Here is a 22,304-nt window from a genome sequence, read left to right on the forward strand (position 1 = left end):
TTCAGCACTGTATGTTCTTCGTTTTTTCGCAAGAGATGCGATGGATGTCTGATGATTTGTAGTCATAAATTTAAGTCCCCACTTGTTTCTAAGTGGGGACTAAATTAAGGCTTATAGGATGAATTCATAAGGTGTGTTCAGCGGACGCTTACTGTAATGCAAAGTATCTTATACGTTATCAAGATTTTGTAGAAATAACTTTTAATTAAATAAAAAAAACCCCGCACACAGCGGGGTTTTTATTTAATCAAATGAATGATTAAGCATTTTCACGTGCAATTGCACGGTAGCCAATATCTTTACGGTATTGAACACCATCAAAAGTCACTTTTTGGCAAAGCTCTAAAGCTTTAGCTTGTGCTTCACCAATTGTATTACCAAGTGCAGTCACGCAAAGCACACGACCGCCAGCAGTCACAATGTCACCATTTTCAAGTGCTTTAGTACCAGCATGGAACACTTTCGCATCAGCCATTTCAGTGTCTAAACCTGAAATTACATCACCATTACTAGACGTTTCAGGGTAGCCCTTAGATGCAAGTACGATACCTACAGTCTTACGCTCATCCCATTCAGCTTCCGCAGGTAAGTTACCTGCAATACCAGCTTCAACAAGGTCAACTAAAGATGATTTTAAACGCATCATAATTGGTTGAGTTTCAGGGTCGCCAAAACGGCAGTTGAACTCGATCACTTTCGGTTGACCTTGTTCATCAATCATCAAGCCTGCGTATAAGAAACCTGTATAAACGTGCCCGTCTTTTTTCATACCTTCAACGGTAGGACGCATCACTTCATTCATAGTTTTTTCAAATACATCAGCCGTTACTACAGGCGCAGGTGAGTAAGCCCCCATACCGCCCGTATTTGGACCTTGGTCACCTTCAAAAATACGTTTGTGATCTTGCGAAGTCGCCATTGGCAAAATGTTGTCGCCATCAATCATACAAATGAAAGATGCTTCTTCACCTGCCAAGAATTCTTCGATCACTACACGTGAGCCAGCATCGCCAAATTTGTTGCCAGCCAGCATGTCATCAATCGCATCAAATGCTTCTTGATTGGTCATCGCAACGATTACGCCTTTACCTGCTGCAAGACCGTCAGCCTTGATTACAATCGGCGCACCATTTTTTTCTACAAATGCTTTAGCCGCATCTACTTCTGTAAATACATCATAGAAAGCAGTTGGAATGTTGTGACGTTTTAAGAAATGCTTAGCAAATGCTTTAGAGCCTTCAAGCTGCGCTGCAAATTGAGTTGGACCCCAAATTTTTACACCTGCTTCACGGCAAGCATCCACCACACCATTGACTAGTGGTGCTTCAGGGCCAACTACGATTAAATCAACGGCATTGTTTTTTGCAAAGTCGATAATTGCAGCATTGTCTAAAATGTTAAGTGCAACATTTTCGCATTTATTTTCAGTTGCAGAACCCGCATTACCTGGTGCTACAAATACTTTTGCGACTTTGTCATCTTGCGCGATTTTCCATGCCAATGCATGTTCACGACCGCCATTACCCAAAACTAAAATATTCATCGGTTCATACTCCATGAATCGAAAATGACATAAAGTCCTCAACCTGAAAGCAGGAGAGGACTTTATGCAAGATTATAAATCTAGTGTATTAAGCAAAAAACTGTGCTTAATTGTCATGATCAAGTCGCCAACTTAGTGACGGAAGTGACGCATGCCAGTGAAGACCATTGCAATACCAGCTTCATCAGCAGCAGCAATCGTTTCTTCATCACGCATAGAACCACCCGGTTGGATAATGCATTTGATACCCGCTTTCGCAGCGTTATCAATGCCATCACGGAATGGGAAGAATGCATCAGACGCCATTACCGCACCTTCAACCACTAAACCAGCATGTTCAGCTTTAATTGCAGCAATACGAGCAGAGTTTACGCGGCTCATTTGACCTGCGCCAACACCAATGGTTTGACGGCCTTTCGCATAAACAATAGCGTTAGACTTAACGTATTTCGCAACTTTCCAAGCAAAGATCAAGTCATCAATTTCTGCTTCAGTTGGCGCACGTTTAGTCACAACTTTAAGGTCATCTTTCGTGATCATGCCTAAGTCTTGGTCTTGAACCAACAAACCGCCATTCACACGTTTGTAATCTAACTGAGCTTTACGTTCAGTAATTGCAGGAAGCTCGCCGCATACGAGTACACGTACGTTTTTCTTCGCGCCAGTCACTTCAAGCACGCCTTCAGCAACGCTTGGAGCAATGATCACTTCAACAAATTGACGGTCAACAATGGCTTGCGCAGTTGCAACATCTAATTCGCGGTTAAATGCAATGATGCCGCCGAATGCAGATTCAGGGTCAGTTGCATAAGCAAGGTCATAAGCCGCTTTGATGCCGTCTAGAGAAACTGCAACACCACATGGGTTCGCGTGTTTTACGATGACACATGCAGGCTTAGCAAATGATTTTACACATTCAAGTGCTGCGTCAGTGTCTGCGATGTTGTTATAAGATAATTCTTTACCTTGAAGTTGTTTCGCAGTAGAAACAGATGCTTCAGTTGCTGTGTCTTCTACATAGAAAGCAGCAGATTGATGCGGGTTTTCACCGTAACGTAAGTCTTGAACTTTGTTCAATTGAGTATTGAAAGTACGCGCAAATTTATCTGCTTGACCTTCTTCCTTACCTACGCGAGCGCCTAAGTAAGATGCAATCATGCCGTCATACTGTGCAGTATGTTCAAATGCTTTAACTGCAAGGTCAAAACGAGTTGCATGTGATAATGCGCCTTCAGCTTTAAGCTCAGCAACGACAGTTGCATAATCAGCAGCATTTACCACGATACCAACCGATGCATGGTTTTTCGCAGCAGCACGAACCATAGTCGGACCACCGATGTCGATGTTTTCAATCGCATCAGCAAGTGAGCAGTTCGGTTTAGCCACAGTTGCAGCAAACGGATAAAGGTTAACAACTACAAGATCGATTGCATCGATGTTGTGTTCAGCCATCACAGCTTCGTCTAGACCGCGACGAGCTAAGATACCACCATGAATTTTCGGATGTAGCGTTTTTACACGGCCGTCCATCATCTCTGGGAAACCTGTGTGCTCTGAAACTTCAACTACGGCAACATTATTGTCTTTCAACAATTTGTATGTTCCGCCAGTAGATAAAATTTCTACCCCTAGAGCAGCAAGTTCTTGTGCAAATTCAACAATTCCAGTCTTGTCAGACACAGAGATTAAAGCGCGTTTAATAGTCATGATCTTCGTCACAGTTTTCAAGGAACAGATTAAAACAAAATTAGCAAAATGCAGGTCAAAAAAAATGCCTGCGGAAGCCGCAAGCATTTTATCATTTATTCACTCATTAAACCGTGAGCTTTCAACTTTTTACGTAAAGTACCACGGTTTAAGCCGAGAATCTCAGCAGCGCGGGTTTGATTACCACGTGTATATTCAAGAACTACAGATAGAAGAGGCTTCTCCATTTCCGCCAGCACCATATCGTATACCTGAGATGGTTGCTCGCCTTGCAATTGTGCAAAGTAATGGCGAACTGCGCGATCTACGTGAATACGAAGAGCGACATCAGATTGTGCAGTAAAAATAGGAGATTTGCTATTCATGCGAATTAATCCGAAAAATCAAATATCACTTGGGTAAAGTGATTTGTTAAAAGTGGTCTATAAACTTGAATGAACTCCGTTTTAGTTCCTAATGCGGAGTTCTAAAACTTGTACATTACTTGTAGCTTGACACAACTCGCAAAATTGTTCGAAAAATAAGCGTAACAATAGATTAATAATTGTTACAGCCTAAAAAACAAACAAAAAATCTACTCAATACGCAATAAATATTAAAGCGCACGGTTGGGATTGTATTTGTTGTGAAAAATTAGCGAGGAGTTTGCAGCACAAAGCTTTCGTGGCGCGTATCATACCATTGTCTAGGAAAAAGTGAGCAAGAAAACTGCATTTTTTTTATGTTTTTTTTACTTTTTTAATAGTTTTTTCCAATATTAGGGGCGAATCAACTCAATTGAATAATTATCGAAGCTTTTGCGTGCAATTGGTAGACTAAATTGGAATTTAAAAGGACTACTTTTTGGGATCCGTTGGATGCCATGCAGACTTTTGTCCAAATACTCTTCAGGTAAAAGCGTATAGTTTGCTATTTCAGTACCATTTTCTTTTAGTGAAATTTTCATATTGGGTAAGGCAAGGCTACGGTCATGAAAATTGATCATTTCACCTGTAAAACGTGTTTCATTATTTCCAATGCTACGAATTTTGACTTTTTTGGTACTAATTAAACTGTAATGTTCTTCGAGACGTGAACAATTGAATACATCACAGACCGCAGTAAATGCAGCACCCATCACTGGACTATTTTTTAAATATTGAGGATTGAACCAGAAAAACTGGAATATAAGTGCACCAAATAAGAAAGCATTAATACAGAACCACATAAAATAATTCAGTGGTGTACGTTTTTTATCTTTTTCAGCCTGTTCTGCCCAATTTACAGCAGGCAGGTTGCCGATCGGTTCGGTGCTGAAATAATTTAAGTTATTTAAATAAGTTTTTAGATCGATATTAGAGTTTTCGACTTTTTGATCAAATAGTTTTAATAAATGGTGGGTTGGTGTTTCTTCAACAGTCACTGGTGTAAGCGTATTATTAAATTCGCTAACATTAATAATGGTATTGGTTTTTTTTTGCGGTGCATTTTCTGGCTCAGGGGTAGAAAAAGACAATGCTTTATCTACCACCAAATGAGACAGTGCATTAAAAGATGTAGAGCACTTTGGGCAACAAACCATGCCCTGAGCGACAGTAAGCTGCGGAACAGTTACTTTATATGTTGTAAAACAAGTAGGGCAGTTAGTTAATTTGTCGCTCATAAGTACACATTTTAAATTTTAATACTGTTGGCGTTTACCCGAAATTCGGCACCATGTTTCGTCACGTTTTTCTACGTCTAATATATCAAAAAAATCAGAATAAACACTAGAAACATCAGAAACTTGCTCTTCAATTACACCTGCAAGTGCGAACTCGCCCTCAGATTTAATTAAAGTTGAGAATTCTGCAGCCAAGGCCATTAAAGGGCCTGCAAGAATATTAGCAACAAACACATCGGCTTTTTGTCCAGCGAGTTCTTGGTTGAACTCTTCAGGTAGGCCTACATACAAATTTTCCAGTACACCATTCAATTCGGCATTTTGTTGTGTTGCTAAAACGGCTTGTGGGTCAATATCAGTGGCATAAACTTTTTTTGCACCCAAAAGTAAAGCGGCAACACCTAAAATACCAGAACCACAACCGTAGTCGATTACGATTTTATCTTTAAGATCAACTTTACCTAACCATTGTAGGCATAAGAATGTTGATGCGTGGTTACCAGTACCAAAAGCAAGACCTGGGTCTAGTTTGATGTTTACGGCGTCTGCTTCTGGCGCTTCCATCCATTCTGGTACGATCCAGTATTTTTCACCAATTTGGATAGGCTCGTAAGCATCCATCCATGTGCGTTCCCATTCTTGGTCTTCAATGAATTCGCTACGCATTGGCGCATCAGGAAGTTGCGCTTTAATAAATGTTTCTAATGCTGCAACATCAATTTCTTCATCATCTTCTTGTGCATATATACCAGTTACGATCACTTTATTCCAAAGTGGTGTTTCACCTGGAAGTGGTTCAAGTAAATCCTGATTTTCTGCATCATCTAGCGTGACACTGACTGCACCTAAAGAACTGAGCAGCGTTTCAGTGTAATCAACTTGAGCTTTTTCAACAGTAATATGAATTTGTAACCACTTCACGGACATAACCTAAATGAGTTTTATAAAAAGCTATTGTAACGGAACTCGGCAACTTGCAGCTAGCGATTATCAAAATTGACAAAAAATAAAAGGATGCACGTGGCATCCTTTTAACTTTTCAGTGCCTTAACTTTTAATTGTTTCGGTTGTCGTTGTCGAGATTGGTGCAAAACGTGTAATTAGGAAGCCAAATACAGCGGCAAAGATGTACATAAAGATTGAATATACTGCCGCAGGCATTGCAACTGCAGAGCTGGCCATCACTGTTAAGGCGATGGTCATGGCCAACGTGCTGTTATGAATCCCGATTTCAAATGCACATGCACGTGCCTGAGCACTATTGATGCCGAAAAGTCGCGGAACAAAATAACCGATACATAAGCTGAAGATGCAGAATAGAACCGTTGCCAAGCCAACTTGGGTTAGATAAGCCGCAATATTATGTCGTTCAGAGTAAATAGCACCAATAATTATTAAGATGAGAAAGACCACAGCAAAGATACGGAGTGGTTTATGCAGTTTCTCAGTTAGTTTAGGTGAATAGTGACGAAGCAGCATACCTATACAGACTGGGATGATAATGATGCCGAAAACTTGGAGGATTTTTCCAAACTGCAGACTGATTTGTTGCCCTTCTTGCATGAAGTGCATGATCGAAAAATTCACGATCAATGGAAGGGTTAATGCTGCAATGACTGAGTTGATGGCGGTCAGGGTAATATTTAAAGCCAAGTCACCTTTAAATAGATAGCTAAATAAGTTCGCTGTACTACCACCAGGTGAGGCTGCAAGTAGCATCAAGCCGACAGCAAGCAGTGGTGGTAATGCTAGCAGTTTACATAGTAGAAAGGCGATACCGACAAGCAACACGAGCTGGCAAAATAATGCGATCAACACGGCTTTAGGGTGCTTGGTGACACGTGCGAAATCTTTGGGGGTAAGTTCTAGCCCAAGCCCGATCATAATAAAGGCCAGTGCTAATGGCAAAAGAACCGTAATAATTCCAGAATCCATCGTATTTATTCTCCTTGAGCATATTTAATGGTTTTTCACCAAAGTCCTTATGGTGATTGCGTTAGAAAAAATAGTTTAGGTTTTCACTTGTTGAATCAAGTGACTGCCACGGCGCGTCAAAATAAAACCAAATAAGGTCGCCAATAAATACATAAAAATAGAATAAACACCGGCAGGTATCGCCACTGTGGTGTTTTCAAGCACACTCAGTGCGATGGTTAGGGCGATACTGGTGTTATGAATGCCAATCTCAAAGGTACACGCACGTGCCTGCTTTTCCGGCACACCCGCGAGGAATGGAATTAAGTAACCCAAAAATAAGCCACTGAAACAGAGTAAACAGGTCGCAATGCCGACGCTGGCAAAATACGTAATGATGTTGGATTGTTCACGCAAAACTGCGAGTGTAAAGATAAGAATTAATAAGAAAATAGACAACATTCGCATCGGTTTGTTGATGTGATACGCAATGGTCGGAAAGGAGTTGCGAATAAACATACCGAAACATACCGGTATCAAAATAATCAAAAATACATGGGTGATCTTATCGATAGGCATGCCAATACTGGTACTTTCACCAACAAAATGCAAAATAGAAAGGTTGACAATAAAAGGCAGTGTAAAGCACGAAACAACTGAGTTAATGGCCGTTAAGCTAATATTTAATGCAACATCACCTTTATATAGGTAGCTAAAAAGGTTAGCAGTGGGGCCGCCGGGTGAAGCCGCAAGCAACATGAGCCCGACCGCGAGTAAAGGGGGTAACTCAAGCAACTTACACAGGAAAAACGCAATGCTGGTCAGTAGAATAAGCTGAGTAAATAAAGCGATGAAAATAACTTTTGGATAGCGTCCAACGCGTAAAAAGTCTTTGACTGAAAGTTCAAGTCCCAAACCCATCATCATAATGGCTAAAGCAATGGGTAGAAAAAATGCAAATAATCCCGAATCCATGGAATTTCCTGATATTTTTATCCTTATAGTGTTTTTGAGTTTATCTCAGTTTAATAAATAAGCAATAAATAAAAGCGAGTAAAAACTGATGTTTTACCCGCTTTATTTTTGATCTGTTAATTGGTCGATATTTTCATCGACAACTGTTTATTTAGGACGAGGAGGAGTGAACCCTAAAGCACATTTTCCTTTTATTTCTTGTCCATTAATCGTTGCAGTAGTGGCTTTTGCATCTGCACTACATGTGCTTAATAATTCGGCTTCTTCACCATGAAGATTTGCATTTTTGGAAGAGCTAAAAAATTGTGGTTCGCAGGTACCATTCCAGATAATACCGCGATAGGCAAATGATACTTGAGCGCCTTGGCTTTTACCTTTACAGACTTGTTGATATCGCTGTGCATCATACACTTTCTCAACTTTATCATTGGCTGAGGCAGCAAGTGGTGATAAACATAAACCGCATAAAACCGTGGATAGCAAAATATTCTTATTCATGCTTATAGTCCTTATGATTCTCATGGGATCTATAACAGAATAAAAAATCATCAGAATAAAACAACACTCTTCGAGTAACATTTGCTTGAGAAATGTATATTTTTATATGGAATATGCAAAGTATGTATGTTCATAAAGAAATATATAGGCATAAAACAGTAGTCAATAACAATAAAATCGAGTTAATCAGTCAACTTATCGGTGAATTTTTGCTATAATCTTCCGTCATCCTTTTTTAATCTCCTTTACCACTATGCATTATCCTAAAGTTTACGATGTCATTGTTATCGGCGGCGGTCACGCGGGTACTGAGGCAGCTCTTGCTGCGGCACGTATGGGTCGACAGACTTTACTCTTAACTCATAATATTGAGACTTTAGGGCAGATGAGCTGTAATCCAGCCATCGGTGGTATTGGTAAATCACATTTAGTCCGCGAAATTGATGCGCTTGGCGGTGCAATGGCATTGGCTGCTGACAAAGGTGGTATTCAATTCCGTATTTTAAACTCACGTAAAGGTGCGGCTGTTCGTGCGACTCGCGCACAGGCTGACCGTATTCGTTATAAAGCTGCGATTCGTGAAACCTTAGAAAATCAAGCGAACTTGGATATTTTCCAACAAGCCGCTGATGACCTTATTGTTGAAGGCGATACCGTTAAAGGTGTAGTCACCCAAATGGGTATTCGCTTTGATGCGAAAACTGTTGTATTGACTACAGGTACATTCCTAGGTGGTGTGATCCACGTAGGTCTAAATAATGCTTCAGGCGGTCGTGCGGGCGATCCTCCTTCAATTTCATTGGCTGCGCGCCTTCGTGAATTGAACTTACCTGTAGGTCGTTTAAAAACTGGTACACCACCACGTATCGATGCACGATCAGTTGATTTCTCTGTGATGACGCCACAGCCGGGGGATTTCCCATCTCCGACTATGTCATTCATGGGTGATGCGTCGATGCATCCTGAGCAAATCAATTGCTATATCACACATACCAACGAGAAAACTCACGATATCATTCGTGGCGGCTTAGACCGTTCACCAATGTATACTGGTGTGATTGAAGGTGTGGGTCCACGTTACTGCCCATCGATTGAAGATAAAATTCATAAATTTGCCGATAAAGATTCGCATCAAGTGTTCTTGGAACCTGAAGGTCTAGATACACATGAGCTTTATCCAAATGGTATTTCAACTTCATTACCATTCGATGTTCAGTTTGAATTGGTTCGCTCGATTCGTGGTATGGAAAATGCGCACATTTTGCGTCCGGGTTATGCAATTGAGTACGACTATTTCAACCCACAATCATTGAAATTCTCTTTAGAAACCAAATCGATTAATAACCTGTATTTTGCAGGTCAAATTAACGGTACAACAGGTTATGAAGAAGCGGGAGCGCAAGGTTTGCTTGCAGGCTTAAACGCAGCACGTCGTGCATGGGATCAAGAGCAATGGACACCAAAACGTGATGAAGCGTACATGGGCGTGTTGGTTGATGACTTGATTACTCTCGGTACTAAAGAACCGTACCGTATGTTCACGTCACGTGCGGAATACCGTTTGATGCTTCGTGAAGACAATGCGGATCAGCGTTTAACTGCGATTGGCCGTGAAATGGGGCTGGTGGATGACGCACGTTGGGATTCTTTCTGTCAAAAAATGGAAGCTGTTGAAACTGAAAAAGGTCGTTTACAACACCTTTGGGCAGCGCCAAACAATCCACTAGGCAAAAAATTCGTTGAAATGACTGGCGATGACCTGTCAAAAGAAACCAATGCAATTGATTTGCTCAAACGTCCAAATATCAACTTTGCGCAAATTGCTGAATTGACGGGTTCTGAAGTTTCGGCATTTGTGGGTGAGCAAATTGAAATTGCTGTGAAATATGCAGGTTATATTAACCGTCAGCAAGAAGATGTTGCGCAAATGAAGCGTTTGGAAGATACGCGTATTCCTGCTGATTTTGATTATGATGTCGTTTCTGGTCTTTCACGTGAAATCACCATGAAGCTGAAAAATGTATTGCCTGAAACATTGGCACAAGCAAGTCGTATTCCGGGTGTTACACCTGCGGCTGTTCAATTGGTAATGATTACGATTCGTAAGAATAACCAAGCGAAAAAATCTGCATAAGATTTTGAGTTAAACAAAAAACCCGCTCAGTTGCGGGTTTTTTTATTGCTTAAAAATTATTGGCTATTGGTATTTGATCGGATTAAATGAATATTTTTATCATCATTAGTTTTAGCTATGGTTTGATTATTAAAATCTTTCATAAACTTAAGTGATTGATAATTAATTATAAATATAAAAAATAAGATCTAAAAACTATTGATATACAAAGTTTTAGGTCTTAATGGTGGGCTTTTGGTCGTGTGAATTCCGACCTTTGTAGTGGTATTTATTCTACCCAATAAAGCCGAAACTTCAGGGCATGGCGTACAAGTGGGTTTACGCTACATGAATGGAGTTCGATTATGGTAAATCAACAATCGGGAAAAATGCAAAAATTTCTAACGGTATTTTTGTGTTTCTGGGTAGCATTTTTTGAAGGTTTTGACCTGCAAGCGCCCGGTATCGCAGCAAAAGGAATCGCAGCGACATTTTCCTTAGATCAAGTGCAAATGGGCTATGTGTTTAGCTTAGGTGTGTTTGGTATGTTATTTGGCGCGTTCTTTGGGGGGCGTGTCGCTGACTATTTGGGACAGAAGAAAGTCCTGATGTTGTCGATTTTTATCTTCGGTGTATTTATGTCTATCACGGCAGTTGCACCAAGTATTGAAATTTTATATATCGCACGATTCTTTACAGGTTTAGGTTTGGGTGCTGCGATGCCAACGATGATCTCGGTGGTGGGTGATGAAGCGACGGATGCTAACCGTGGGCGCTTAAATAGTTTGATGTACTGTGGCTTACCCGTAGGTGCAATCTTTGTTGCTGGCTTGGGTATTGTTTTTAAAGATATCTCATGGCATACACTATTTTTAATTGGTGGTTTAACGCCTTTAATCTTGATTCCATTCATGGCGATTATTTTAAAAGATAAGCGTACAGAAAAAGTTCAGGCAGAAAGCAAAGAAGCGGTTCCTCCGATGGGGCAAATCCTTTTTGCTGAACAGCGTTATAAGTATACATTGCCGCTTTGGCTGAGTTTCTTCTTTACCTTAATGGTGAACTATATTCTGATCAGTTGGTTGCCTAACTTGCTTATGGGGCAAGGGTTGGAAAAGCAACAAGCTTTTATGATCATGTTGATGTTCCAAGTGGGCGCAGTGATTGGTACGCTGGGTTTAGGCTACTTGCTGGATCGCCTAAAATTATGGCAAATGGCAGTGATTATCTATTCAGGTTTGTTTGTGGCATTGTTTGTGCTGTTTACAACAAATTCCATTCCTGTACTCATTGCTGCAGGCATCATGGGCGGAATTTTCTCTACAGGTGGTCAATCGATTTTGTATGGGATCTCTCCAATTTTCTATACACCAGCTGGGAAAGTGACAGGTGTGGGAAGTGCAATTTCATGGGGACGTTTGGGTGCAATGACAGGTCCATTACTTACAGGCAAGATTTTGGCGCTAGGTCTAGGAACGACAGGTATTTTAATTGCAAGTGCGCCGGGTATTGCTTTGTCAGCTATCGCGGTGGCTGCATTATCTGCCTATAAGTCATCCCTTAAGAGATAATCGAAATCAGTCAAATTTAAAGGAGCTACGGCTCCTTTTTTATTGAATAAATATCTTTAGCTGAAACTAAGTTTTGTTAGAATAAATCTAATATTTATGAATAAATTTACTTCTATGTCTTATCAATTGATCGAACTTGATATTTCTCCTTCAGATAACATTCAGTGTCCATATTGCCAGCAGCAAGTGATTGATTGGTCAGAAGAGCAGTATGTGCAGCCTTGTGAGCATGTGTTGTTTATTGCAATGGATATTGGTTTTGAGTTTATTACCGATGAATTTGAGCAAACCATGCAGCATACAGTCGATGACTTGCATGCCAATGATGATCAGTATCATATGTTTACTGAAATTACCGCCTCAAGTTTCCCTGAGTTTCTCATTTATAAGTCTGATTTAGGGGTGGAAGGTTATTCACGCTATGTCGGCTTTACGGCATAAAGTTTTGCTAAAAAATCTTAACATTAAAAAAGCCAGTCAAGTGACTGGCTTTTTTAATGTTAATCAGAAAATTAACTTTCTAATTCTTCTTCGACATCATCTTCGGCACTGTCCATACCGAGTTCTTTAAGTTTACGGGTTAAGGTATTACGACCCCAACCTAAAAGTTCTGCTGCATGGCGCTTACGCCCACGTGTTTGCTGTAGTGCTGCATTGATGAGGGTGCGTTCAAACATTGGTGTGGCAATGTCGAGAATTTTCATCTCACCATTTTTAAGTTTTTGTACGGCCCATTGACCAAGTAATTCATCCCAATGATGCACACCAATACGATCAATCCCTTGAGCAGCAGGGTTGCCATCTATGCCTTGGATTGGAATCTGTTTTAATTCAGACGGTAAATCTTCTGGATAAACTTCACGGCCCGTGATCATAACCGTTAACCAACGACAGGTATTTTCAAGCTGACGCACATTACCTTGCCACGGCAGTTTTTGCATGTATTCTTGCGTTTCAGGACGCAGAATTTTAGGGCTTACCCCAAGTTCTTTACCTGCACTTGCTAGGAAGTGCTGTGCAAGCATCGGAATATCTTCACTACGATGTGCAAGTTTTGGAATATGAATACGAATGACGTTTAGACGATGGTACAAGTCTTCACGGAAGCGACCTTCATGTACTAACTTTTCTAAGTCTTGGTGCGTTGCTGCAACGATACGGACATCCACCTTGACTGGGATGTGACCACCGACACGGTAGAATTCACCATCCGCTAAAACACGCAGTAAACGTGTTTGGGTTTCAAATGGCATGTCGCCGATTTCATCTAGGAAAAGTGTTCCGCCATTGGCTTGTTCGAAACGGCCTTGACGCTGTGTGTTGGCACCTGTGAACGCGCCTTTTTCATGACCAAATAATTCAGTTTCGATCAAATCTTTTGGAATTGCCGCCATGTTGAGCGCAATAAAAGGTTTGTTACCACGTGGTGAGTGTTTGTGCAACGCATGCGCAACCAATTCTTTACCCGTGCCTGATTCACCATTAATTAATACAGTAATGTGTGATTGAGAAAGACGACCAATGGCACGGAAGACTTCCTGCATAGCAGGTGATTCACCAATAATCTCTGTAGATTGAATCGGTTGAACGGTTTTAGCAGATTCTTGTTGTTGCAATTTGGTAATATGCAAAATTGCACGGTTTACAAGTGCTAAGGCTTCATCAATATCAAAAGGTTTTGGTAGATATTCAAAAGCACCCGTTTGATAGCTCGACACAGCAGATTCTAAATCTGAATGTGCAGTCATAATGATCACAGGTAAGTCAGGGTAGTTGCCTTTGACTTTACCTAAAAAGGTCAGTCCATCAATACCCGGCATACGGATGTCTGTCAAAATAACATCTGGCGCATCGACACTTAACTGATCTAAAGCGGATTGTGCTTCTTCAAAACTGGTAACATCAAAACCTTCTTCTTTGAATGTTTTTTCCAGCACCCAACGCATGGCGCGATCATCATCGATGACCCAAATCTTATTACGCGACATGATCTGACTCCCAAGGTAAATATAGGCTAAATACTGTTTTTCCAGGAACTGATTGGCATTCAATCATTCCGTTATGTTGATGCATAATATTTTGTGCAATGCTAAGGCCGAGACCTGTGCCTTTCGCTCGTCCTGTCACTAAAGGATAAAATACGGATTCTAATATTTCTTGTGGGACACCCGGTCCATTGTCCTCAATGTCAATGCGTACCGCAGAACGTTTTAATACACCATTGATGGTGACTAAGCGTTGAATACGTGTGCGCAAGGTCAGTTCTGGTTGATGCTCAACAAAGAACTCTTTATTTTCAGTCATCGCCTGAACAGCATTAACACTGATATTCAGCATGACCTGAATTAATTGATCACGATCTGCCAGTACATCTGGTAAAGAAAGGTCGTAATCACGGGTGATTTTAATTTTCTTTTTAGTTTGGTTGACGATCAGTGAACGAACACGTTCAAGTGGTTCATGTACATTGACTGGTTCGTAACTCGGTAATTGTCTTGAACCAAGCATGGTGTCAGCAAGATTTCTTAATCGATCCACTTCACTAATAATAATGTCGGTGAATTCGCTGTACTTCGGATCATTTAAGCTACGTGCTAAAAGCTGTGTCGCCCCACGGATACCACCGAGTGGATTTTTAATTTCATGGGCAACACCACGAATCAGTTGTCGTGCAACTTGATGTTGTTGAATCAGGTTTTCTTCTTTAGAGATTTTTAACATTCGGTCGATTTGATTCAGCTCAATCAATAGCAACGGGTGGTAGGGTTTACCAGAGTTGAGCTGTGACACGGTGTAATCAACATGAATGTCTTTAAAGTTGACATTAATCGTTGCTTCTCGGCGCGTATAGTGCTGACCAGAAGTTAGTGTATTCATTAATGCATCATGAGTATTGAATTCATCATCGGGCATATGGAGTAAATTTAATACAGGCTGACCTGATGCACGGAGTAAGCTGATGTCAAAAAGCGCTTCACAAGATGAATTTAAATAAAAAATATTCAGGTTGCTATCGACCAATAAAATGGCAGTGGTTAAATTATCCACTAAAAGCCGGTAATCAATCGTCATAGTCTGATCCATTAGCGAGAGGTTCCTGTCTTAAAATGGCGCAATGGCATCTTCATAAAGCAAATCGTTCAATCTAATAAGGTTCGAATTGATGCAAGTTATGCAAGATATAAGCCAACTATTTCAGAAATACGCTAAGTTTTGATGCTTATTTGAATAAATGCGCTTATTTAAGACTTTAAATAAAGTGTATAGCTGATTAAAAACAGGCTGTAAATCTAAAATGCATTAAAATGGTGCAAATGAAATTATATGGATGAATTTATAGCATTATTTTGGTGCGTGATATAAAGAGTGACCTTTTCACCTGTTTTTATGTTTTGAAAAGACATACAATACGCGGATTATAGTGGAGCGCAGATTCATGAAATCCCCCAAAGTCGGTTTTGTTTCTTTAGGTTGTCCTAAGGCATTGGTAGATTCCGAACGAATTTTAACTCAGTTAAAGACTGAAGGTTATGATGTAGCATCAGATTATGATGGTGCCGATTTAGTAGTTGTAAATACCTGTGGTTTTATTGAATCTGCAGTACAAGAGTCGCTAGATGCCATTGGCGAAGCGATGAGTTCAAACGGTCGCGTAATTGTGACTGGTTGTTTAGGTAAAGACGAAGACAAAATTCGCCAAATGCACCCAAATGTCTTAAAAGTGACAGGTGCTGCGGCATATCAAGAAGTGATGGAAGCTGTGCACGAATACGTGCCTGAGCCACCGAAACACAATCCGTTTATTGATCTAGTACCTGAACAAGGTATTCGATTAACACCAAAACATTATGCTTATTTGAAGATTTCAGAAGGTTGTAACCATCGTTGCACATTCTGCATTATTCCGAGCATGCGTGGTGATTTAGTTTCTCGTCCAGTAGGTTCAGTATTGACTGAAGCTCAAGCGCTGAAAAAAGCAGGTGTAAAAGAAGTCCTTGTGATTTCTCAAGATACATCGGCTTATGGCGTAGACACCAAATACAAATTGGACTTCTGGAACGGTCAGCCCGTTAAAACCAAATTCTATGACATGTGTGAAGCATTGGGTCAATTGGGTATCTGGGTGCGTCTGCACTATGTATATCCATATCCACATGTGGATGCTGTGATTGACTTAATGGCGCAAGGCAAAATTTTGCCTTATTTGGATATTCCATTCCAACATGCAAGTCCTAAGATTTTGAAACTCATGAAACGTCCTGCGCACAGTGAAAATACACTAGAGCGTTTAAAAGTTTGGCGTGAGAAATGTCCTGATCTTGTGATTCGTTCTACATTTGTTGTGGGCTTCCCGGGTGAAACTGAAGAAGACTTCCAAATGTTGCTTGATTGGTTAAAAGAAGCGCAGCTTGATCGTGTGGGTTGTTTTACTTACTCACCAGTTGAAGGCGCGACTGCAAATGATTTGCCAGATCATGTGCCTGAAGAAATCAAACAAGAGCGTTATGAACGTTTCATGCAAGTTCAGCAAGAAATCTCTGCTGCGAAATTGCAAAGTCGTATCGGTCAGAAAATGACAGTACTTGTGGATGATCTTGAAGAAGAGTTCCCAGTTGCTGTTGCGCGTTCTTATGCAGATGCACCTGAAATTGATGGTAATGTTTTTGTGGAAGATATCGATAAGTCAGTGATTAAAGCAGGTGATTTACTTGAAGTAGAAATCACAGATGCAGATGAATATGACTTATTTGCAAAACTAATCTCGGTTAAGTCTGCTTAAACGATTCATTAAAAATAATTGAAATTAAATAATTCGGAGTTGATGATGCTTGATTCTAAAAAACCACGTTTTGGTCGCATCCTGCTTAAGCTTTCAGGTGAAGCTTTAGCGGGCAATAAAGAGATGGGTATCGATGCACAAGTGCTCGATCAAATGTCACTCGCAATTGCGCACCTTGTTGGTTTGGGTGTTCAAGTGGGTATCGTTGTCGGTGGTGGTAACCTTTACCGTGGTAGCCAATTACAAAAAGATGGTTTGGTTGGCCGTGTAACAGGTGATCAAATGGGTATGTTGGCCACTGTAATGAACGGTTTGGCACTTCGTGATGCTTTGGTACGTCGTAATATCAAAACTCGTCTAATGTCAGCTTTACCCATTGGTGCAGTAGTTGAATCATACTCTAGCCGTGATGCAATTCGTCATTTAACTCGTGGCGAAGTTTGTGTATTTGTTGCAGGTACGGGTAACCCATTCTTTACGACAGATACAGCAGCATGCTTACGCGGTATTGAGATTGAAGCCAATCTTATCCTTAAAGCGACTAAGGTTGATGGCGTATACAACAAAGATCCAAGCAAATATGAAGATGCAGTGAAATACGATGCATTAACATTTGACCAAGTTTTAGATGAAAAACTGGGTGTGATGGATTTGACAGCGATTTGCTTGTGCCGTGACCACAACGTTCCACTTCAAGTATTTGATATGAACAAATCAGGTTCATTACTTTCAGTGGTAATGGGTGAAAAAGAGGGTACTCACGTTACGAACTAATGTACGTGGGCCCTAAAGCTCTTTATACTACAAGCTATTTTAGAATTTACATCTTTTCGAATTAAGTAAGGAAGATCACATGATTAACGATCTTAAAAAAGACGCAGAAGACCGTATGAACAAATCTCTAGATTCTCTAGAGCATGGTTTTGCCAAAGTTCGTACAGGCCGCGCGCACCCATCAATTTTAAATGGTGTTATGGTTCCTTACTATGGCTCTGATGTGCCATTAAACCAAGTAGCGAACGTGGGTGTAGAAGACTCTCGTACTCTACTTGTTCAGCCTTTTGAACGTTCAATGGTTGCTGCAATTGATAAAGCAATTCGTGAATCTGACTTGGGCTTAAACCCGATTACTGCTGATGCCATCCGTGTTCCTATGGCTGCATTAACAGAAGAAACACGTAAAGACATGCAGAAAGTTGCACGTAACGAAGCTGAAAATGCAAAAGTTGCGATCCGTAACATCCGTCGTGATGTTTTGGGTGATATCAAAGCATTGTTAAAAGAAAAAGAAATTTCTGAAGATGATGAGCGTCGCGCGGGTGATGACATTCAAAAAATCACAGACAAATTCGTTGCTGAAGTTGAAAAACGTCTGGCTGCAAAAGAAGCTGAATTGATGAAGGTCTAAGTTTTAATGACCTCATCTGAAGAAACTTCCCGTCTTCCAAAACATGTTGCCATCATTATGGATGGCAACAATCGTTTTGCAAAAAAGAATCAAATGCAAAAAGGTGAAGGGCATCGTTCTGGAAAGGACATCCTAGATCCCATCGTTGAACATTGTCGTAAAAGAAATATCCAAGCACTGACCGTTTTTGCTTTTTCGAGTGAAAATTGGAATCGTCCTCAGTTTGAGGTTGATTTGTTAATGGCTCTTCTCGAAGAAACCATTCATGAGCAGTTGCCACGCATGGAAAAATTTAACATTTCCCTACGTTTTATTGGTGATCGTTCTCGTTTATCTCCTAACTTACGTGACTTAATGTTGCAAGCCGAACAAAGGACTGCTAATTTCGACAGCATGACTTTAACTATTGCAATTAGTTACGGTGGTATGTGGGATATGGCACAGGCTGCAAAACAAATCGCAGCAGATGTTTTAACTAACAAAATAGATCTTGAAGCAGTGGATGCTGAAGTCTTTGGTCAATATGTCAGTTTAAGTGATCTACCTCCGGTAGATTTGTTAATTCGTACAGGTGGTGATTTCCGTCTCTCGAACTTCTTGCTTTGGCAAGCTGCTTATGCAGAACTTTATTTTACCCAGACATTATGGCCTGAATTTACCATTGAAGAATTTGACGACGCACTAGCAGTATTTGGTGGTCGTGAACGTCGTTTTGGTAAGACCTCAGAGCAGATTCAACAAGAGCAGTTTGAGAATAAATAAATGTTAGAGCGGATAATAACCGCATTGGTACTGGTTTCAGTTGTACTGAGTTGCATGTTTGCAACCGAGTCTAAATACCCAATGCTTGTGCTGATGATTATTGCATCAGCTGTCGCGGGTTATGAGTGGTTCAAACTCATGCCGCGGAATATACAAAATGTGATTAAACCTTTCGCTTGGGGCTATGGTCTAGTCACTGCTATTCTTTCAGCACTAGCATTGCATTTTACAGATGTTGCATTACTGCTTTGGGCGGCTTCGATCTTTACTTGGATCTTAAGTGTCTATTGGGTGAAGTCTTATCCTGAATACGACAACTGGTATAACGCGAGTCTGAGTGGTATTGGTTTAGTCTTAGTTCCTGCTGCGGTAACTGCTATTTTTTCTGTGTGGATGAACTCACCGTGGTGGCTCATGTATCTGTTCCTTTTGGTATGGGGTGCAGACAGTGGTGCATATTTCGTGGGGCGTAAATTCGGTAAGAAAAAACTTGCACCAGATGTGAGCCCGAATAAATCGATCGAAGGTTTATACGGCGGTCTATTCACTGCAATGCTAATTGTCATTGTTGTTGAAATTATTTATCTAGATTTAAGCATCGCTGAACATATCTTATTTTTAATACTTTCAGTAATAACGGTATTTAGTTCAGTACTTGGTGATTTATTTGAATCGATGATCAAGCGTCGTGCAGGGATCAAAGATTCTGGTCGTATTCTTCCGGGACATGGTGGTGTGCTGGACCGTATCGACTCGTTGCTTGCCGCAGCACCTATCTTTGCAGCAGGTATGTATGTTTTAAAATTAATTGGCGTAGATTTATAGATGTCACAATCTGTTTGTATATTGGGTGTAACAGGATCCATTGGTCAAAGTACTTTAAAGATTCTGCAACAGCACCCCGAAGAGTATTCAGTTTTTGCAGTCACTGCACATAGCCGAATTGTAGAACTTGTCGAAATATGCAAACAATATCGACCGAAAATCGCAGTTGTTCCATTTAATAAAGTGGATGAACTGCGCCAATTACTCGTAGCTGAAAAATTAACTGATATTGAAATCCTGCATGATGAAGCAGGATTGATTGCAGTAGCAGAACATCCACAGGTTGATGTGGTCATGGCAGCTATTGTGGGTGCGGCAGGGTTGCTACCTACATTGGCTGCTGCGAAAGCAGGTAAACGCGTGTTGCTTGCAAATAAAGAAGCGCTGGTGATGTCGGGTGACATCATGATTCAGACCGCACGTGAAAATAATGCTTTGTTGCTGCCGGTCGATTCTGAACACAATGCAATTTTCCAATGCTTGCCTGAAACTTATCTACAAGGTGAGCGTCATGGTCAGCCAAAGCTAGGTGTCAAACAAATTTTACTTACCGCTTCTGGTGGTCCATTTTTGCATCATAGTTTAGAACAATTGCAAAGTGTGACGCCTGCACAAGCCTGTAAGCATCCAAATTGGTCGATGGGGCAAAAAATTTCTGTTGATTCTGCAACGCTGATGAATAAAGGCTTGGAATTGATCGAAGCCTGTCATCTTTTTGCAGTTGAAGAACAATTTGTAACAGTTGTTGTCCATCCACAGAGTATCATTCATTCAATGGTTCAATATGTAGATGGTTCGACTTTGGCGCAAATGGGTAATCCTGATATGTGTACGCCTATTGCTCATGCATTAGCATGGCCGAAGCGTATTCAAACACATGTGCCTCCATTAGATTTATTTGTTCATTCACAGTTAAACTTTGAACAGCCTGATATACAGCGATTCCCAGCACTAAAATTAGCACGTCAAGCCATGAAGGCAGGTGGCTTAGCTCCAACGATTTTAAATGCAGCCAATGAAATCGCCGTGGCAGCATTTTTGCATGAGAAAATTGGCTTTACTCAAATCCCTCAAATTGTGGAACATGTGTTGGGGCAAGTTGAAAACTCAGCTGCAAATAATATTGATGTTATTTTGCATGCAGATAAATCGGCACGTATGGTTGCTGAAAAAGCAGTATTGAATTCAGGAAGTTAAGACATGAATGCCTTGTTTATGATTATTGCAGCAATATTGCTACTTGGACCGCTGATAGCGATTCATGAATTTGGGCATTATTTCGTTGCACGTAAACTGGGCGTAAAGGTTTTAGTTTATTCGATTGGTTTTGGCCCAACACTGCTCAAGTGGACGTCAAAGAAGTCGGGTATTCAATATCAACTGTCTGCATTACCACTGGGTGGTTATGTCAAAATGTTAGATGAGCGTGAAGGTGATGTCGCAGCAGAAGACTTACCGAAAGCATTTAACAGACAACACCCTTGGAAACGTATTGCAATTGTTGCTGCAGGGCCACTCATCAACTTGGCTTTTGCTGTGGTGTTGTTTTGGATTTTATTTTTACCTGCACAGGAACAGCTCAATACGCGCGTAGGTAAAATTTTACCAAATACACCAGCAGCGGCTGCGCAAATGCAGTCTGGTGATAAAATTACTGCCGTAGATGGTACTCAAGTATCCACTTGGGAGCGCTTGAATTATGCCTTGGTTGATCGTGTGGGTGAAACTGGCAACATTCAAATTCAAGCTGAACGTGCAGGGCAAATTCAAAACTTCAGTTTACCAATTCAGAGTTTTTTACGCGATCAAACTCAGTCACCACTCGATGTTCTTGGTTTTACGCCATATCGTCCTGAAATTCCTGCAGTGGTTTCAAAACTCAGTGAAGATGGCGCAGCGATTCGCCAAGGGATGCAAGTGGGTGATCGAATTGTTTCGATTGATGGCGTAAAAATGAAAGACTGGTTTGATGTTGTACAAGTTGTACAAGCTTCTCCAGAAAAGTTACTTAAAATTGATGTTTTACGACAAAATAAAATTGTGCATTTAAACGTGATGCCGCAAGGTAAGCGTGACCAAATGGGTAAAGTCACAGGGCTTTTAGGTGTACAAAGTGATCCGGGTAAAGTCAATATTCCAGCCGAATACAAACAAACCATTCAATACACGCCTGTAGAGGCGATGGGCAAAGCGGTAGAAAAAACAGGTCAGATATCTAGTATGATCCTGAATTCTATTGTAAAAATGGTGCGTGGTTTGGTGGGTTTAGATAATTTATCTGGTCCGATTACTATTGCGAAAGTGGCTGGACAAAGTGCTGAAATGGGGTGGCAAACCTTCATTTCATTTATGGCACTGATGAGTGTAAGTTTGGGTATTTTAAATTTACTACCGATTCCTATGCTCGATGGCGGTCATTTAATTTACTATTTTATTGAATTAATTCGTGGTAAACCTGTTTCTGAACAAATACAATTGGTTGGATTAAAAATTGGTATGGTATTGCTGGGTAGCATGATGCTACTGGCTCTATTCAATGACATTATGCGTTTATAAGAACGTTATA

Annotated in this window: 20 protein-coding genes; 10 read left to right on the forward strand and 10 right to left on the reverse strand. The window is 40.7% G+C overall.

Translation table 11 applies throughout. From position 1 onward, the window contains the following. Positions 1-259 precede the first annotated feature (259 nt). From purD to FTU05_RS11235, 8 genes are all read right to left on the reverse strand, one after another. Positions 260-1,543 (reverse strand): phosphoribosylamine--glycine ligase, encoded by a 1,284-nt coding sequence (gene purD, locus FTU05_RS11200; protein WP_120365368.1) that lies wholly within the window; start codon positions 1,541-1,543, stop codon positions 260-262. A gap of 132 nt (positions 1,544-1,675) precedes the next feature. Then, positions 1,676-3,250: a bifunctional phosphoribosylaminoimidazolecarboxamide formyltransferase/IMP cyclohydrolase gene (gene purH / locus FTU05_RS11205; protein WP_180115188.1), complete on the reverse strand. Its 1,575-nt coding sequence runs from the start codon at positions 3,248-3,250 to the stop codon at positions 1,676-1,678. 95 nt (positions 3,251-3,345) lie between these two features. Continuing rightward, positions 3,346-3,615 (reverse strand): DNA-binding transcriptional regulator Fis, encoded by a 270-nt coding sequence (gene fis / locus FTU05_RS11210; protein WP_001086304.1) that lies wholly within the window; start codon positions 3,613-3,615, stop codon positions 3,346-3,348. Positions 3,616-4,007: 392 nt separating this feature from the next. Continuing rightward, positions 4,008-4,892: a DUF3426 domain-containing protein gene (locus FTU05_RS11215; protein ID WP_180165355.1), complete on the reverse strand. Its 885-nt coding sequence runs from the start codon at positions 4,890-4,892 to the stop codon at positions 4,008-4,010. Positions 4,893-4,910: 18 nt separating this feature from the next. Beyond that, the gene (prmA, locus tag FTU05_RS11220) at positions 4,911-5,813 is read right to left on the reverse strand and encodes a 50S ribosomal protein L11 methyltransferase (protein WP_180165357.1); all 903 of its coding nucleotides are present in this window, start codon (positions 5,811-5,813) and stop codon (positions 4,911-4,913) included. A 126-nt stretch (positions 5,814-5,939) separates the two neighbouring features. Further along, positions 5,940-6,827 (reverse strand): bile acid:sodium symporter family protein, encoded by an 888-nt coding sequence (locus FTU05_RS11225; RefSeq protein WP_180102152.1) that lies wholly within the window; start codon positions 6,825-6,827, stop codon positions 5,940-5,942. Positions 6,828-6,902: 75 nt separating this feature from the next. Beyond that, a complete protein-coding gene (locus FTU05_RS11230) occupies positions 6,903-7,781 on the reverse strand; it encodes a bile acid:sodium symporter family protein (protein ID WP_078188732.1) in 879 nt (292 codons plus the stop codon). A 147-nt stretch (positions 7,782-7,928) separates the two neighbouring features. After that, on the reverse strand, positions 7,929-8,279 hold the full coding sequence (locus tag FTU05_RS11235; RefSeq protein ID WP_078188731.1) for a hypothetical protein: 351 nt from the start codon (positions 8,277-8,279) through the stop codon (positions 7,929-7,931). Positions 8,280-8,532: 253 nt separating this feature from the next. On the opposite strand from FTU05_RS11235, the gene mnmG reads away from it, so the two are divergent. The 3 genes from mnmG to FTU05_RS11250 all read left to right on the forward strand — a co-directional run bounded on the left by mnmG (position 8,533) and on the right by FTU05_RS11250 (position 12,404). Next, positions 8,533-10,413, forward strand: a complete 1,881-nt coding sequence (gene mnmG, locus FTU05_RS11240) for a tRNA uridine-5-carboxymethylaminomethyl(34) synthesis enzyme MnmG (protein ID WP_180003879.1) — start codon at positions 8,533-8,535, stop codon at positions 10,411-10,413. Between the two features lie 344 nt (positions 10,414-10,757). Further along, positions 10,758-11,963 (forward strand): 3-(3-hydroxy-phenyl)propionate transporter MhpT, encoded by a 1,206-nt coding sequence (gene mhpT / locus FTU05_RS11245; RefSeq protein ID WP_180165359.1) that lies wholly within the window; start codon positions 10,758-10,760, stop codon positions 11,961-11,963. Between the two features lie 114 nt (positions 11,964-12,077). Then, entirely contained in the window at positions 12,078-12,404 is a 327-nt protein-coding gene (locus tag FTU05_RS11250; RefSeq protein WP_180165386.1) for a hypothetical protein, read from the forward strand. Between the two features lie 71 nt (positions 12,405-12,475). On the opposite strand, the gene glnG is transcribed toward FTU05_RS11250, so the two are convergent. Together glnG and glnL are read right to left on the reverse strand one after the other, a co-directional pair. Beyond that, a complete protein-coding gene (gene glnG, locus FTU05_RS11255) occupies positions 12,476-13,951 on the reverse strand; it encodes a nitrogen regulation protein NR(I) (RefSeq protein ID WP_180054438.1) in 1,476 nt (491 codons plus the stop codon). Next, complete coding sequence (glnL, locus tag FTU05_RS11260) at positions 13,941-15,047, reverse strand: nitrogen regulation protein NR(II) (protein ID WP_078188727.1); 1,107 nt, start codon at positions 15,045-15,047, stop codon at positions 13,941-13,943. Before glnL ends, glnG begins: the two co-directional genes overlap by 11 nt. A 352-nt stretch (positions 15,048-15,399) precedes the next feature. On the opposite strand from glnL, the gene rimO reads away from it, so the two are divergent. The 7 genes from rimO (at position 15,400) to rseP (ending at position 22,294) form a co-directional block, all read left to right on the forward strand. Next, on the forward strand, positions 15,400-16,743 hold the full coding sequence (gene rimO / locus FTU05_RS11265) for a 30S ribosomal protein S12 methylthiotransferase RimO (RefSeq protein ID WP_111883759.1): 1,344 nt from the start codon (positions 15,400-15,402) through the stop codon (positions 16,741-16,743). Between the two features lie 45 nt (positions 16,744-16,788). Then, a complete protein-coding gene (gene pyrH / locus FTU05_RS11270) occupies positions 16,789-17,517 on the forward strand; it encodes a UMP kinase (RefSeq protein WP_078193535.1) in 729 nt (242 codons plus the stop codon). Between the two features lie 79 nt (positions 17,518-17,596). Then, the gene (gene frr / locus FTU05_RS11275; protein WP_078188724.1) at positions 17,597-18,151 is read left to right on the forward strand and encodes a ribosome recycling factor; all 555 of its coding nucleotides are present in this window, start codon (positions 17,597-17,599) and stop codon (positions 18,149-18,151) included. 6 nt (positions 18,152-18,157) lie between these two features. After that, positions 18,158-18,913: a polyprenyl diphosphate synthase gene (gene uppS / locus FTU05_RS11280; RefSeq protein ID WP_078188723.1), complete on the forward strand. Its 756-nt coding sequence runs from the start codon at positions 18,158-18,160 to the stop codon at positions 18,911-18,913. Beyond that, positions 18,914-19,738: a CDP-archaeol synthase gene (locus tag FTU05_RS11285; RefSeq protein ID WP_180165361.1), complete on the forward strand. Its 825-nt coding sequence runs from the start codon at positions 18,914-18,916 to the stop codon at positions 19,736-19,738. It abuts the gene before it with no gap. Beyond that, positions 19,739-20,935 (forward strand): 1-deoxy-D-xylulose-5-phosphate reductoisomerase, encoded by a 1,197-nt coding sequence (ispC, locus tag FTU05_RS11290; protein ID WP_168377611.1) that lies wholly within the window; start codon positions 19,739-19,741, stop codon positions 20,933-20,935. 3 nt (positions 20,936-20,938) lie between these two features. Next, on the forward strand, positions 20,939-22,294 hold the full coding sequence (gene rseP / locus FTU05_RS11295; RefSeq protein WP_180021708.1) for an RIP metalloprotease RseP: 1,356 nt from the start codon (positions 20,939-20,941) through the stop codon (positions 22,292-22,294). Positions 22,295-22,304: the final 10 nt, after the last annotated feature.

Origin of the sequence: Acinetobacter sp. YH12049 (assembly GCF_013419875.1) — a bacterium.
GTDB lineage: Bacteria > Pseudomonadota > Gammaproteobacteria > Pseudomonadales > Moraxellaceae > Acinetobacter > Acinetobacter amyesii.